The organism is Mesorhizobium sp. WSM4311, assembly GCF_002295115.1.
GTDB lineage: Bacteria > Pseudomonadota > Alphaproteobacteria > Rhizobiales > Rhizobiaceae > Mesorhizobium.
The window spans coordinates 124804-138260 of the sequence record NZ_NSFV01000016.1 but is presented as its reverse complement, the minus strand read 5'-3'; the positions used below and the strand labels follow the sequence as shown (position 1 = coordinate 138260).

Here is a 13457-nt window from a genome sequence, read left to right as displayed (position 1 = left end):
CGTTCCATTCCGATGCGCTGATCGCCGAGCTGCAGGACGCGCTGGTCGAGACCTGGGACGCGCTCGGCATTCCCTACGGCTCGGCAGGACGGCCCATTGTTGCGAAGAGCGATCGGATCGTTCCGCTGATCATGGCGAAGGCCGGAGGCTGAAGCGGCCATGTGCTCAGTCGTCTTCATCCATTTCGGCTTCCTCTGAATTTTAGGGAGTAGAACCATGAGCCACATGTCCCACACCTCCTTTTCCGGCTTCACCCACGCTGCGCAGCAGGCACAGCAGTGGGTAAAAGAGCTCGCCGCTGATCTCCGCTGGAGCGAGCCAAGTGCGTGCCGGCTTCTAAGGTCCGTTCTGCATGCGATGCGAGATTGGTTGCCGCCGGCGGAAACGGCCGATTTCTCGGCGCAACTGCCCGTTTTGATACGCGGCATATACTTCGAGGGCTGGGCCCCATCGGCGCCTGGGCATGAGCGCAAGAAGCGTGATTTTGTCCTCAGCGTCAGGAACAGCTTCGGCTACGATGACGACGTCGATTTCGACGTCGCCATCAGGGCGGTGTTCAAGCTGCTCGATCGCCATATATCGCATGGTGAGATCACTCAGGTGAGAAACTCGATGAAGAAGTCCCTTCGCGAACTCTGGCCGGCGGATTGAACAATGTTTCGCGACCGTAAGCAGGCAGGAGAGAGACTCGGCATCGAATTGGCCGGGCTCGATCTTTGCCAGCCGGTCGTTCTCGCGCTGCCTCGCGGTGGGGTTCCTGTCGCCGCCGAAGTCGCCAAAGCCCTGGGCGCGCCTCTCGACGTACTCGTCGTCCGCAAAGTCGGTGCCCCGGGCAACGCGGAACTGGCGGTAGCCGCTGTCGTGGATGGCAATCCACCCGACGTCGTGCTCAACCGGGAGATCGTCGAGGCTTATGCGCTCGACGATGCCGAACTTGCCTCGCTGGTCGCTCTCGAACGCCCGGAACTCGAACGTCGGCGCCTCGCCTACAAGGGTAATCGCAGGTCGTTATCAGTAGGAGGTAAAACGGTGATCCTCGTCGACGACGGGGCAGCAACCGGAACGACCATGAAAGTCGCCATACGCGCGCTCAGGCATCGGGCGCCCAGGGAGATCATCGTGGCGGTTCCGGTGTCTCCTCCGGATACATTGGCCGATTTGGCGACGGAGGCCGATCGCGTGGTATGTCTTAGCCAGCCAGGGCGGTTCCGTGCATTGGGTTATCACTACCTGCGGTTCCCGCAGCTTTCCGACAGTGAAGTGACAGCCGCGCTGGATGAGGCTGGCCGGCTGTACAAGACCCGCAAGCGCCATATGGTGGGCGACGGGTCGGCGGCAGAGAAGAACAGGAGATCACATTGATGCTGGTCCGCACGCTTTCTGCCTTGGAATGCACGAAAATCCTGACGGCCAATCGTGTTGGCCGCCTGGCATGCGCGAAGGACGGGCAGCCCTACGTCGTGCCCCTCTACTATGCCCATTCGGATGCTCATCTTTATGCTTTTTCCATGCCAGGCAAAAAAATCGAATGGATGCGGGCCAATCCGCTGGTGTCGGTCCAGGTCGACGAACACGGGCAGGGCCGAGGATGGAGAAGCGTCATAGTCGATGGTCGATATGAAGAGCTGCCGGATCGTATCGGGTACAAGCTTCAGCGGGATCATGCCTGGTCTGTGTTGAGCAAGCACACCGACTGGTGGGAACCCGGCTCACTCAAGCCGGTCGCGCCTCCCGCTGCCGACAATGCACCGCATGTTTTCTTCCGGATTCTGATCGAGCAGGTCTCCGGGCGAGAGGCGAGCGAGTAAATACGCGACCCTTCAAGAATGGGAGCGGGCCGGCGCAAACCGCGCCGGCCCGCTTTTTCCTCGTGCGAACCGCTACCGCGCCATCAAGACCGGCAGCGATTGCCCCTCAAGCATCGACTTGGTGACGCCGCCGAAAATGCGCTCGCGCAACCGGGAATGACCGTAGGCACCCATGACCATCAGCTCGGCCGCAACGTCGCCGGCATGCTGGCGAAGCACTTCGGCAACCGAATGGTTCGAGCTCGGCAGCCGGTCAACCGTAACCTTCACGCCGTGCCGGGCAAGATAGGTCGCGGCATCGGCCCCCGGTTCGGCCCCGTGATGGAATTCGCCCTCCAACGGATCGACCATCACGAGGCGCACGTCATCGGCGCCTTTCAGCAGATCCAGCGACTCGCGAACAGCGCGCGATGACTCAAGGCGAGCGTCCCATGCGACCAGGATGCGTTTCGGTGTCAGCGTTGGCCGCGAGCCCTCGGGAACCACTAGCATGGGCTTTCCCGATGAGAACAAGACGCCCTCGATGACCTTATCCTTCAAAGTGTGGCCGGCCAGCAGATCCGGCCCCAGAATGGTCAGATCGGCGTAGCGAGCACGCCTCCCGATCACGTCGTCGGCCCATCCAATGTCGGGATAGTCGTCACTAAGATCAGCCGATACCGCACTTCGGGAAAGAAAGGCGGCGACATCCGAAATTCGTTTCTCAAGCCTCTTCAGCTCGGCCTGCCGCTCCTCCAGCCAGGCTGGCGAGACGACAGCAGCATACTCACCACCCGAGGGCGGTGCGGCAATCTCGAGGACGAGCACGGAAAGGTGCGCATCGATCTGTTCGCACAGGTCGGCGGCGAGCTTCAGATCGCCCCCGCCCTGGTTCGGCCCGGTAACTGTAAGCAGTGTCCTGAAAGTCACGCCGGCGACTCCTGATTTCGAGTGAAGGTTCAGTCGTGATGTCAGTCATTAGCGGCGGCGCCCGGTGATTTCATTGCGCTGAGTCAAACACCGGAGTGGCGGCATTTGATCCGTATCAACGTGCGGGGAAGCCAACCCTGTAGTTTCGGTCGATCAATCGGGGAAACGCAGATGAAATTCCTGATCGCGGCGATTCTGGCGGGATTGGCCCTCAACGCGGCTGGCGCCCAGGAACTCGGCAACGGCAAGGCGGAATACATGAACTCATGCGCCGTCTGCCATGGCCCAGACGGCAAGGGCGACGGCCCGTTGGGCGACGAGTTGTTGAAGCGGCCGAGCGACCTGACTCGCCTCTCCAGGCGCAATGGCGGCGAATTCCCCTATTGGCGCGTTTTTGCCGTCATCGACGGTCGCGGCATGGTGCCGGCGCATGGCGATCGCGATATGCCGGTCTGGGGCCGGCAATTCCTTCCCGGTGACGTGAAGAAATATGGCCCGAATGCCGGGGAAATCGTCACCAGGGAACGGATCCATGATCTGGCCGGTTATGTTGAGACGTTGCAGCAATGAAAGCACAAGGCGCAAACAGTCTCAGCACGATGCCGGCATGGAAGAGGCCGGACATGGTCGTTGACGAGCAGCAATCCGCTATCGCGTTCCTGCTTGATCCCGCCTCCTATGGCATGACGGGACCGGTCGAAGCGATCGAGACCCATATATCGCGAATTTTCTTGATTGGTGGACGTGCCTTTAAGATCAAACGGGCGGTCAAGCTGCCCTATGTCGATTTCTCGACGCCAGCACTAAGGCTGGCCGCTTGCGAGAAAGAGGTGGAACTCAACGCCAAGACCGCACCCGGCCTTTATCTGGGCGTGCGGCGCATTACCCGCGAAGTCGACGGCAAACTCGTTTTCGATGGTGCCGGCCAAATGGTCGATGCGGTGATCGAGATGGTCCGGTTTGATCAGTCGAGGCTCCTTGATCGGATGGCGACCGCAGGAGAACTGACGCCAGCGTTGATGACGGCCGTCGCACGCATGGTCGTGGGATATCATCGTGCCGCGCCGAAGATCCACAACGGCACCGGCTCGTTCAATTTGATGGGCGTGCTCGACATCAACGAGGCCGGCTTTGGCACCAGCCATGTTTTTACAAAGCGGGAGATCGAGACGTTTGCCGCGGCTTTCCGCACCGCACTCGCGCGCCATTCCGGATTGCTGGATCGCCGGGAGGCTGCGGGCAAAATCCGCCAGTGTCATGGCGATCTGCACCTGCGCAACATCTGCCTTTTCGATGGCGAGCCTCGCCTCTTCGATTGCATCGAATTCAATGACCAGATCGCCAGCATCGATGTCTTGTACGACCTTGCCTTCTTGCTGATGGACCTTTGGCATCGCGGTTTCCCAGAGCTCGCCAATCTCGTGATGAACCGCTACCTCGACGAGGCCGATGACGAGGATGGCTTTGTCCTGCTGCCTTTCTTCATGGCGGTGCGCGCAGCGGTGCGCGCGCATGTCACAGCCACCCAGGTCGAGGAAGGCAGCGCCGATTCCGGCAAATTGACTGCCGAGGCCCGATCCTATTTCGAACTGGCCCGAACATTTCTGCAGCAAACGCCGCCGAGGCTCGTTGCCATCGGCGGCCTCAGTGGTTCAGGCAAGACGACTATTGCCGAGGCGCTCGCCGCCCATGTCGGTGCGCCGCCCGGAGCGCGCATAGTCGAAAGCGACCGCATCCGCAAAGCGATGCACGGCGTCCCCGCCGAGACCAGGCTGCCGGACAAGGCCTACCGACCGGATGTGTCCGACCGCGTCTACAACGAAATGGCATGGCGCGCCGGCCTGATTCTCTCCGAGGGCGGCTCGGTTGTAGCTGATGCGGTCTTCGACAGACCGGCCGATCGTGAGCGGATCGAGAAGGCGGCGCGAGACCGGGGTATTCCATTCTTCGGTTTCTGGCTGGAGGCGGATCCACTCGTCCTTTGGCAACGGGTCAGCGAACGCAAGGGCGGTCCCTCGGATGCAACGGTGGATATCCTCTCGCGTCAATTGCAGCGAAAAGCCGGCAAGGCCAGCTGGCGCAGGACCGATTCCGATCGAAAGCCCGTCGACATCGCCGCGGAACTGAGGAGATGTTGGCAGCGCGATGCTTCCGAGACCTTGCGCACGGCCTCCTGACTGTTGCGGATGATCGACCTCAACCGAGTTCGAGCTTGGCCTCGACAAGCCCCGGCTCGTTCGGAAGGCGCATGATGGAGAAGCCGAATTCACGGCACATTGCCAGCATCTTGCTGTTCTCACTGAGCACGATACCTTCGATGCAGCGGATCCCGTCGGCCTTTGCATAATCGATGATCTGGCTGAGCAACTCCCAACCCAGACCATGACCCTGCAAGTCCGTCCGCACCAGCAATGCGTATTCGGCGCTGACGTGGTCGGGATCGCAGGACAAGCGGCTGATGCCTGCCAGCGCGCCAGTGCTTGTGTCCAATGCGACGAAAGCCATGTTGCGGTCGTAGTCGAGCTGGGTGAGCCGCTTCAACATCTGGTCGGAGAAGCCTTTGCGCGGCGACAGAAACCGCAGGCGCAGATCGTCGGGCGAAATCCTGCCGAGGAATTCGGGATAGAGCGCAATGTCCGCCGGCCTGATCGGCCGGATACGATAGCGAGCGCCTCCTGCCGAAATTTCCTTCTCCCAACCTGACGGGTAAGGCCGGATGCACAGTGCGGGATTCGGCCCGGCTTCTTCCACCCGCTCCGGTTCGATCTCGATGCGTGCATCCAATGCGATCACACCGTCGGTGTCGGCGAGCAACGGATTGATGTCCATTGATACGAGGCACGGAAAGTCGACGACCATCTGCGACAGCCCGTTGAGCACCGCGACGATCGCCTGCCGATCCGCGGGTTTGCGATCGCGGAATCCGGCGAGCAGCCGGCCGATCCGCGTTTGCCCGATCAGGTCACCGGCAAGAACGTCGTCGAGCGGCGGCAACGCGATTGCGGTATCGTCGGTCACTTCAACGGCGACGCCACCCGCCCCGAACAGCAGAACCGGGCCGAAAATTGGATCGCGGCTGACACCAAGGATCAGTTCCTGAGCCTGCTTTCGCACCACCATCGGCTGTACGGCATAACCCTCGATATCGGCCTGGGGGTCGTGCTTGCGCAACCGGGCCTTCACCGAGCGGGCGGCCTCCTCGGCTGCCGCCGCGGATGCTATGCCGAGCACCACCCCGCCAATGTCCGATTTGTGCGAGATCGCCTTTGACAGCAGCTTGACGACGACCTGCTCGGATGTCTTGAGAAGCCGGCTCGCCGCTTTCCCCGCTTCGGCAGGGGATCTGGCGATGATCGTTTCGGGCACCGGGATGCCGTAGGCGGAAATCGCCGCCTTGGCCTCGGGTTCGGTCAGCATGCGCCGGCCTTCCCTGGCGACCCGCCTGAATAGGGCAAGCACCGCTTCTCGACCGCTCGTGGCGGCCTCGCCGTGGCTCGACGGCGTACGCAGCAGGGCCCGCTGCGCTCGCGACCAGTCGGCGAGGTAGGATACGGCCGTCGCGGCATCAGCGGGTGTCTCGAGGCTGGCAATCCCGGCGTCCTGAAGAACACGTCGCCCTTCGCGCGCCGTGTGTTCGCCAAGCCAGCAGGTCAGGACCGGTTTGCCGCCGATCTTGCCGTCCTGCGCGAGCGTTGCCACCGCGCTTGCCGCGGCGAGCGGCGAGCCGAGCCCGGTCGGGCAGTTCATGACCAGGACAACGTCGGTCCCGGCATCGGCCGCGATGGCCTCGACCGCGGCCCGGTAACGCTCAGGCGGAGCGTCGCCGATGATGTCGACCGGATTGGCATGCGACCATGTGGCCGGCAGGACGGCATCCAGGCGGGCAATCGTTCCCGGTGCGAGTTCGGCCAGTTCCCCGTTGCAGTCGACAAGTTGGTCGACGGCAAGCACGCCGGCGCCACCGCCATTGGTGACGATGCCGACGCGGGCTCGCTCCAGCGGAGCGAAGCGGGCGGTCGTTTCAACCGCATCGAACAACTCGGCCAGGCCTTTGACGCGCAGGATGCCTGCGCGCAGCAATGCGGCATCGACCACACGATCCGCCCCGGACAGCGCGCCGGTATGGGTGGCGGCGGCCTTGGCCGCCTGCTCGTGCCGGCCCGATTTGATAACGATCACCGGCTTGAGGCGCGCGGCGGCGCGCGCCGCCGACATGAACTTGCGCGGATTGGGAATGGTTTCGAGATACATCACGATGGCGTGGGTGTGCATGTCGCCCGCCAGCATGTCGAGGCAGTCCCCCACATCGACATCGGCCATGTCGCCGAGCGAGACGATCTGGGAGAAGCCGACATTGTTATCGCCTGCCCAGTCGATCAGCGACGTGGCAATGGCGCCTGATTGCGACAGCAGTGCGATGTTGCCAGGCTTGGCGGCCATATGCGCAAATCCGGCGTTGAGTTTGACGGGCGGGATCATCAGTCCGACCGTATTCGGCCCGATGATGCGGAACAGTGTGGGCTTGGCTGCGTCGAGCATGGCCTGACGCAGGCCGTTCTCGCGGGTAAGCCCGGCGGTGATCACGACCGCGGCCCGCGTCCCCCTGTCACCGAGCTCGCGCACGATGCCGGGAACCGTGTCCGGCGGCGTGACGATGACACCGAGGTCTGGAATATCAGGCAGAACGGCAGTCTTGGCGTAGCACGGCCGATTTCCAATTTCGGAATATTTCGGGTTGACCGGCCAGATCTCGCCTTCAAAGCCGCCGTTGACGATGTTGTCGAACACGACACGGCCGACCGAGCCGTCACGCCCTGATGCACCGAAGATGGCGACCGACTTCGGGGCGAACGCATATTCGAGATTTCGGATCGTCACCCCTATGCCTCCTGTTCGTAGCGATAATCGCCTGTCGATCTTGCCTGTTCGTTGCGTTGGATCAAAGTCTTCACCAGCCTATCGGGACTAGCTGTTTGCTTGAGTTCGACACGCCCGTCAGTGCCAGCGAAAATTGGTGGGCATCGATCAAATCGGAAGGCATCGCATGAACGAGTCCACTCTGCGGCGCGCATTGCTGGTCATCGCGATCCTGGGTTTCGCTGGCGGCATCGGAGCCTGGCGAAGCGGGCTCGGACCCTTTGATGCCGGCACGATCTGGACGGTGGCCACCTTGCCCGTGGTGGCGGCTCTCGCCATCTCCATTCTGCGTGATTTCTGGATCGGCCGCTTTGGTGTCGATGCAATTGCGTTGGTGTCGATGTCCGCCGCGCTGCTGCTTGGACAACCGCTGGCCGCGATAGTGGTCGCCATCATGTATGCCGGCGGCACCGTGCTCGAGGATTTTGCCCGCGGCCGTGCCGAGCGGAACCTCAAGGCACTCACCGACCGGTCACCGCGTGTCGCACACCGCGAATCGACACACGGAACGGAAAGGATTTCCGTCGAAAAGGTCGTTGTCGGCGACACCCTTCTGGTACGCGCCGGCGAACTGCTTCCGGTCGACGGTATCCTGCTCGATGCTTCAGCCTCGATCGATGAGTCCGCGGTGACCGGAGAGCCGCTGCCGGAACGACGGACCGCGGGCGACATGCTGCGTAGCGGTACTGTCAATGCGGGCGAGACCTTCAGCATGCGGGCTTCGGCCCTCGCCGAGGAAAGCACTTATGCAGCGATCGTGCGCATGGTCGCCGCAGCACAGACCGCGAAATCTCCGTTCATTCGCATGGCGGACCGCTTTGCCCTGTTCCTGTTGCCAGCCACTCTGCTGGTTTCCGGCGCCGCCTGGTATATTTCCGGCGACCCGATCAGGGCGCTTGCGGTGCTGGTCGTCGCAACGCCCTGCCCGCTCATCCTCGCTGCTCCTGTTGCGTTCATCGGCGGCGTCTCGCGAGCCGCACGGGCCGGCATCCTGATGAAAGGCAGCACGGCCCTGGAGGCCCTCGCGCAAGCCCGAACAGCGATCTTCGACAAGACGGGGACCTTGACCATCGGCGGCGCCGAGCTCATCGAAATCGAAGCCGCGCCCGGCCGCGACGCGAACCATCTGCTGCGCCTGTTGGCATCCCTGGAGCAGGCCTCGCACCATGTGCTCGCCGACTCGATCATCCGGACGGCGCGCGGCAGACAGCTGATGCTTTCGCCTCCGCGTGATGTCCGCGAGCATCGCGGCGCGGGCCTGAAGGGTCGGGTCGAAAACATGGCGATCGCGGCGGGATCGCGGGCTCTCGTGCTCGCCGACAAGCCGCTGCCCGGCTGGGCGAAAAGCGGCGAAGAAAAATACCGGGACGAGCCGGTGCTCAGGATTTTTGTCGCACTTGGCGGACGACTTGCCGGCGTGTTTACTTTCGGCGATGCGATGCGTGCCGATGCACACGACACGCTCGTCAACCTGCGCTCGGCCGGCATCACGCGCATGGTCCTGCTGACGGGTGATGACGGTGCCGCCGCAAAGCGTATCTCTTCCATGCTGGATCTGGACGCCGTCGTCGCCGATGCCATTCCCGCAGACAAGGTCGCGATCGTCGAGGCCGAGAAAGCAAGAGCGCCGACAATGATGGTTGGCGATGGCATCAACGATGCGCCCGCCCTTGCCGCGGCGACGGTCGGCGTCGCCATGGGCGCGCGCGGGGCGACAGCCTCGTCCGAAGCGGCCGATGTCATCGTTCTCACCGACCGGCTGGGGCCTGTCGCCGAGGCGGTGCGGATCGCCCGACGGACGCGTGCGATCGCCCTGCAGAGCATCGTTGTCGGGCTGGCGCTCTCGGGTGTGGCAATGGCTGCGGCGGCCATGGGGCAGATCGCACCAGTGGCAGGTGCATTGCTTCAGGAAGGGATCGACGTGGCGGTCATCTTGAACGCACTGCGCGCCCTTGGCGACGGACGTCTCCGGCGCGCATAGTGGACAACAACGGATCGGTGAACGGGCATGGCACAGCAGAATCTGGTGGTTTGCGGCAAATGCGGCGGGGTCAATCGCCTGCCGCCGGCGCGCAATGCCGACGAGGCCAAATGCGGAAAGTGCGGGAACAGGCTGTTTTCAGGTCACCCGCTGGACGTCGGCGCCAAGGCGTTCGACCACGAGATTGCGCGCAGCAGTATTCCCGTTGTCGTCGACATCTGGGCACCATGGTGTGGCCCGTGCAAGATGATGGCTCCGGCCTACGAAGCGGCGGCGCGCGAACTGGAGCCACATGTTCGCCTGCTCAAGCTCAACTCAGACACTGAGCAGGCTGTTGCGGCAAGGCTCGGCATTCGCGGCATCCCGACGATGATCCTCTTCCATGGCGGGCGTGAAATCGCGCGCACATCAGGCGCAATGACGGCAGGCCAGATCGTCAGGTGGATTCGCGACCGCCTGCCGACGGTCGCCGCCTGAAAGCCGCAGCGGCGATGGATCCGCTCATCGCCCGGCTCGGACTGGCCCTGGCAATTGGCTTGCTCGTCGGATTGGAACGTGGCTGGCGCGAGCGGGAGGCGCCTGATCGCAGCCGCACGGCGGGCATTCGCACCTTTGGCATATCCGGCCTGCTCGGCGGCGTTCTGGCCGCACTCGCCAACGCATTCGGTGCAGTATCGGTGCTGGTCGGCGGGTTCATCGCCTTTGCCGCAATCTTTGCCTGGTATAAGGCGCGCGAAGCTGCCCATGACGAGGATTTCAGCGTCACGAGCGTGATCGCGGCCCTTGGCGTTTTTGCGCTGGGCGCGCTTTCGGTCACCGACGACTATCGGGCGGCTGCCGCCGGCGGTGCGGCATTGGCGGCAATCCTGGCCAGCCGAGAGGTCCTGCACGGCCTGCTGAAGCGACTGACCTGGATCGAACTGCGATCGGCTCTCATCCTGGCGGTGATGACGGCGGTCGTCCTGCCTTTGCTGCCGAACCGGACGATGGACCCGTGGGGAGGTTTCAATCCGTGGGAGGTCTGGTTCCTGACGGTGCTGATGGCCTCGATTTCGTTCGCTGGCTATGTGGCTGTTCGCATCCTGGGAAATACGCGCGGCCTGCTCGTCAGTTCGCTCGCCGGGGCGATCGTCTCGTCCACCGCCGTGACTTTGGCGCTTGCCCGCAACGCCGCTTCGGCAAGCAACCCGCTTTCGCTCGCAGGAGCGGCATCATTGGCTGCATTGGTTTCCGTGCTCCGCGTCTGCGCCGTGGTTCTGATCATCGAGCCGAGCGTCTTCGCCTGGGTCGGCATTCCGGCCATCGCGGCTGCCCTCGTCTTCGCTGCCTGCGGCGCATTGCTGCTGACCCGCGACAAAGGGAATGGCGAAGGGAGCGCCATGGCACGCAATCCCTTCGAACTTGGCCCATTGCTGCTCTTCGCCTTGCTCTTCGCGATCGTCGCGACCGCGAGCGCCGGATTGGCCGCCCAATTCGGCGGGCGCGGCTTGCTGGCGAGTTCGGCGCTTGCAGGTACGTTCGATGTCGATGTTGCGGTGCTCGGCGCGTTGCGCCTGGTCAAGCATTCCGTGTCCATCGAGACGGTGGGCCGGGCCGTGCTCACGGCGCTGGCGGCAAATGCTGTCGGCCGGCTGTCGCTCGCGGTATTTGCCGGTCCGGTCAGATTCTGGGTGCCTCTGGCCGGCGCAACCATGGCCGCTGCGGCCGCCGGCTACGGCGCCATGCTGTTGCTCGGCACCTGAAAGACGCGCGGCGACCGGGTTTTGTTTGATGCGGATCAAGGGCCAGGTCCAGCCACCGCTCTATGAAACTCCGTAAAGGAGTTTGCCATGACCAGTCTGAAGGATCTCACCCCCAAATTCCGCCACGTCCGGCTGCTGCTGGCCCGTGAAAAGGGTCACCCGGAAGGCGACCGCGAAGAGGGCTACGACGTGCTGGCTCCGCTGACCGGCGAAGGCCGGATCGATGCGGAAGAGTGGAAATCGCACAGGGCTTCCTGTCGCGTTCGCCGCTTCCGCACCGGCGAGGAGGACCTGATCGGCAGACTGAGGCGCAAGCCGGGCGGACAATGGTATTTCGACTACGCCGAAGGCGATCGCGACGACGAAATCGGCTTTCATCTCGGCGACGAACGGTTCGTGACCGGCGAATATGTGTCGATCGAGCGCAACGGCGCCATGCACACCTACCAGGTGGCACGGGTCGAGCGGCCTTGACGCCGCGACGACAGATTTGCTGCGAGTAGACCATGTCGCGACGCATCCTCATTGTGGTCGGCCATCCCGACCCGTCCCCCGAGCGGCTCTGCCGCGGCCTTGCCAAAGCCTATGGCGATGGCGCGGAGAAGGCGGGACACGCCGTGCGCCGGGTCGATCTGGCGGCGCTCGATTTTCCAATGCTGCGGACAATGCAGGAGTTCGAGCATGGTGCGGTTCCCGCCGGCCTCAGGGAGGCCGCCGACGCGATCGTCTGGGCCGAGCACATCGTCTTTGTCTTCCCACTGTGGCTCGGAACCATGCCGGCCATGCTCAAGGCATTCCTGGAACAGGTCATGCGGCCGGGAACCGCCTTTGCCTACCCGGACAAGGGCGGCGGCTTCACCAAGACATTGCTTCGCGGCCGCTCCGCACGCGTCGTGGTGACGATGGGCATGCCTGCCGTTCTCTACCGCCTGTGGTTCCTTGGACATGGCCTGGCCGGCATGCGGCGGAGCATCCTGCATTTCGTCGGCATCTGTCCGGTGCGTGAGACATTGTTCGGCATGGTCGCCGGCGCCGGCGATGCGACCCGTGCGAAGTGGATCCGGCAAATGCGCGGTCTGGGACGACGGGCCGGATAATTCTCGATTGTCAATCACGGCACCAGGACGGCGGCGCCGCTCAATCTGCCTTGCCTCAGATCGTCCAGTGCCTGATTGGCCTGTTCCAGCGGGTACACCTTGGTGTGCGTGTGCACCTGGGCGCGCCTGGCAATGGGAAAGAACTCTTCCGCGTCGCGGCGCGTCAGGTTTGCCACCGACACCATTTCACGCTCTTGCCAGAGCAACTCATAGGCCATCGCCGGAATGTCGCTCATGTGGATGCCGCCGCAAACCACCCGGCCGCCCTTGCGGACAGCACCAAGCGCGATCGGCACCAGGTCACCGACGGGAGCGAAGATGATCGCGGCATCGAGCAGCCTTGGCGGAAGTAAATCAGACCCGCCCGCCCAGGTCGCTCCGAGCGAAGGAGCAAATTCCTGTGCTTGCTTGTCACCCGGCCGGGTGACAGCGAAGATCTCACGACCTTGCCACATCGCGATCTGGGCGACGATATGCGCGGCAGCGCCGAAGCCGTAAATCCCGAGCCGCTTGCCGTCGCCGGCCTTCTTCAGGCATCGCCAGCCGATCAGGCCAGCGCAAAGCAACGGCGCCAGCGATACGGGATCGGCATCCCGGTCCAGATCGAAAGCGAATTGCGCGTCCGCAATGACATGGCTGGCGAAGCCGCCATCGCGCATGTAGCCCGTGAAATCCGGCTGATCGCAAAGGTTTTCACTCCCTGCGAGGCAGTAGGGACAATGCCCGCAAGTGTGACCGAGCCAAGGTACGCCAACTCGGCGCCCCACCCTGGACCGCGCGACGCCCTTGCCCACAGAATCGACGATGCCGACGATTTCGTGACCCGGAATGAGCGGCAGTTTTGGATGACGCAGATCCCCATCAATCACGTGCAGATCAGTGCGACAGACAGCGCATGCCTCGACCTTCAGCCTTATCTCGCCCGTCCCAGGCATGGGATCGGGCCTGTCGACCAGCTTCAAGGGGGCGCCGACCTTTTCGAGCACCATCGCTTTCATGACGC

At 63.3% G+C, this 13457-nt stretch carries 13 protein-coding genes and 1 pseudogene; 11 read left to right on the top strand and 3 right to left on the bottom strand.

Translation table 11 applies throughout. The features are described 5' to 3' along the window. The 4 genes and pseudogenes from CK226_RS35800 to CK226_RS29660 all read left to right on the top strand — a co-directional run. Positions 1-152 (top strand): annotated as a pseudogene (locus CK226_RS35800) (5-aminolevulinate synthase); the annotation flags it as partial. 64 nt (positions 153-216) lie between these two features. Next, entirely contained in the window at positions 217-651 is a 435-nt protein-coding gene (locus CK226_RS29670; RefSeq protein ID WP_095793741.1) for a DUF2267 domain-containing protein, read from the top strand. Between the two features lie 3 nt (positions 652-654). Next, on the top strand, positions 655-1362 hold the full coding sequence (locus tag CK226_RS29665) for a phosphoribosyltransferase (protein WP_095775430.1): 708 nt from the start codon (positions 655-657) through the stop codon (positions 1360-1362). Next, positions 1362-1808: a pyridoxamine 5'-phosphate oxidase family protein gene (locus tag CK226_RS29660; protein WP_095775429.1), complete on the top strand. Its 447-nt coding sequence runs from the start codon at positions 1362-1364 to the stop codon at positions 1806-1808. The genes CK226_RS29665 and CK226_RS29660 overlap by 1 nt, the downstream gene beginning before the upstream one ends. A 72-nt stretch (positions 1809-1880) precedes the next feature. Here the strand turns inward: CK226_RS29660 and CK226_RS29655 are convergent, their stop codons facing one another. Beyond that, entirely contained in the window at positions 1881-2717 is an 837-nt protein-coding gene (locus CK226_RS29655; RefSeq protein ID WP_095793740.1) for a universal stress protein, read from the bottom strand. A 171-nt stretch (positions 2718-2888) separates the two neighbouring features. On the opposite strand from CK226_RS29655, the gene CK226_RS29650 reads away from it, so the two are divergent. Next, positions 2889-3287 carry a cytochrome c gene (locus CK226_RS29650; protein ID WP_095789733.1) on the top strand — a complete coding sequence of 133 codons (399 nt, stop codon included), beginning with the start codon at positions 2889-2891 and terminating at the stop codon, positions 3285-3287. Positions 3288-3340: 53 nt separating this feature from the next. Further along, a complete protein-coding gene (locus CK226_RS29645; RefSeq protein ID WP_095775444.1) occupies positions 3341-4894 on the top strand; it encodes an AAA family ATPase in 1554 nt (517 codons plus the stop codon). Between the two features lie 19 nt (positions 4895-4913). Here CK226_RS29645 and CK226_RS29640 read toward each other — a convergent pair whose 3' ends face one another. Continuing rightward, a complete protein-coding gene (locus CK226_RS29640; RefSeq protein WP_095793739.1) occupies positions 4914-7595 on the bottom strand; it encodes a bifunctional acetate--CoA ligase family protein/GNAT family N-acetyltransferase in 2682 nt (893 codons plus the stop codon). A 166-nt stretch (positions 7596-7761) separates the two neighbouring features. Here CK226_RS29640 and CK226_RS29635 point away from each other — a divergent pair, with 166 nt between their 5' ends. The 5 genes from CK226_RS29635 to CK226_RS29615 all read left to right on the top strand — a co-directional run bounded on the left by CK226_RS29635 (position 7762) and on the right by CK226_RS29615 (position 12454). Beyond that, positions 7762-9615 (top strand): heavy metal translocating P-type ATPase, encoded by a 1854-nt coding sequence (locus CK226_RS29635; protein WP_095793750.1) that lies wholly within the window; start codon positions 7762-7764, stop codon positions 9613-9615. A gap of 27 nt (positions 9616-9642) precedes the next feature. Next, positions 9643-10092 (top strand): thioredoxin TrxC, encoded by a 450-nt coding sequence (gene trxC, locus CK226_RS29630; protein ID WP_095793738.1) that lies wholly within the window; start codon positions 9643-9645, stop codon positions 10090-10092. A 14-nt stretch (positions 10093-10106) separates the two neighbouring features. Beyond that, positions 10107-11357 carry an MgtC/SapB family protein gene (locus tag CK226_RS29625; RefSeq protein ID WP_095793749.1) on the top strand — a complete coding sequence of 417 codons (1251 nt, stop codon included), beginning with the start codon at positions 10107-10109 and terminating at the stop codon, positions 11355-11357. Between the two features lie 87 nt (positions 11358-11444). Beyond that, positions 11445-11831, top strand: a complete 387-nt coding sequence (locus CK226_RS29620) for a hypothetical protein (protein WP_095775423.1) — start codon at positions 11445-11447, stop codon at positions 11829-11831. Positions 11832-11863: 32 nt separating this feature from the next. Beyond that, positions 11864-12454 carry an NAD(P)H-dependent oxidoreductase gene (locus tag CK226_RS29615; protein WP_095793737.1) on the top strand — a complete coding sequence of 197 codons (591 nt, stop codon included), beginning with the start codon at positions 11864-11866 and terminating at the stop codon, positions 12452-12454. A 14-nt stretch (positions 12455-12468) separates the two neighbouring features. Here CK226_RS29615 and CK226_RS29610 read toward each other — a convergent pair whose 3' ends face one another. Further along, entirely contained in the window at positions 12469-13452 is a 984-nt protein-coding gene (locus tag CK226_RS29610; protein WP_095793748.1) for a zinc-dependent alcohol dehydrogenase family protein, read from the bottom strand. Between the last annotated feature and the right edge of the window lie 5 nt (positions 13453-13457).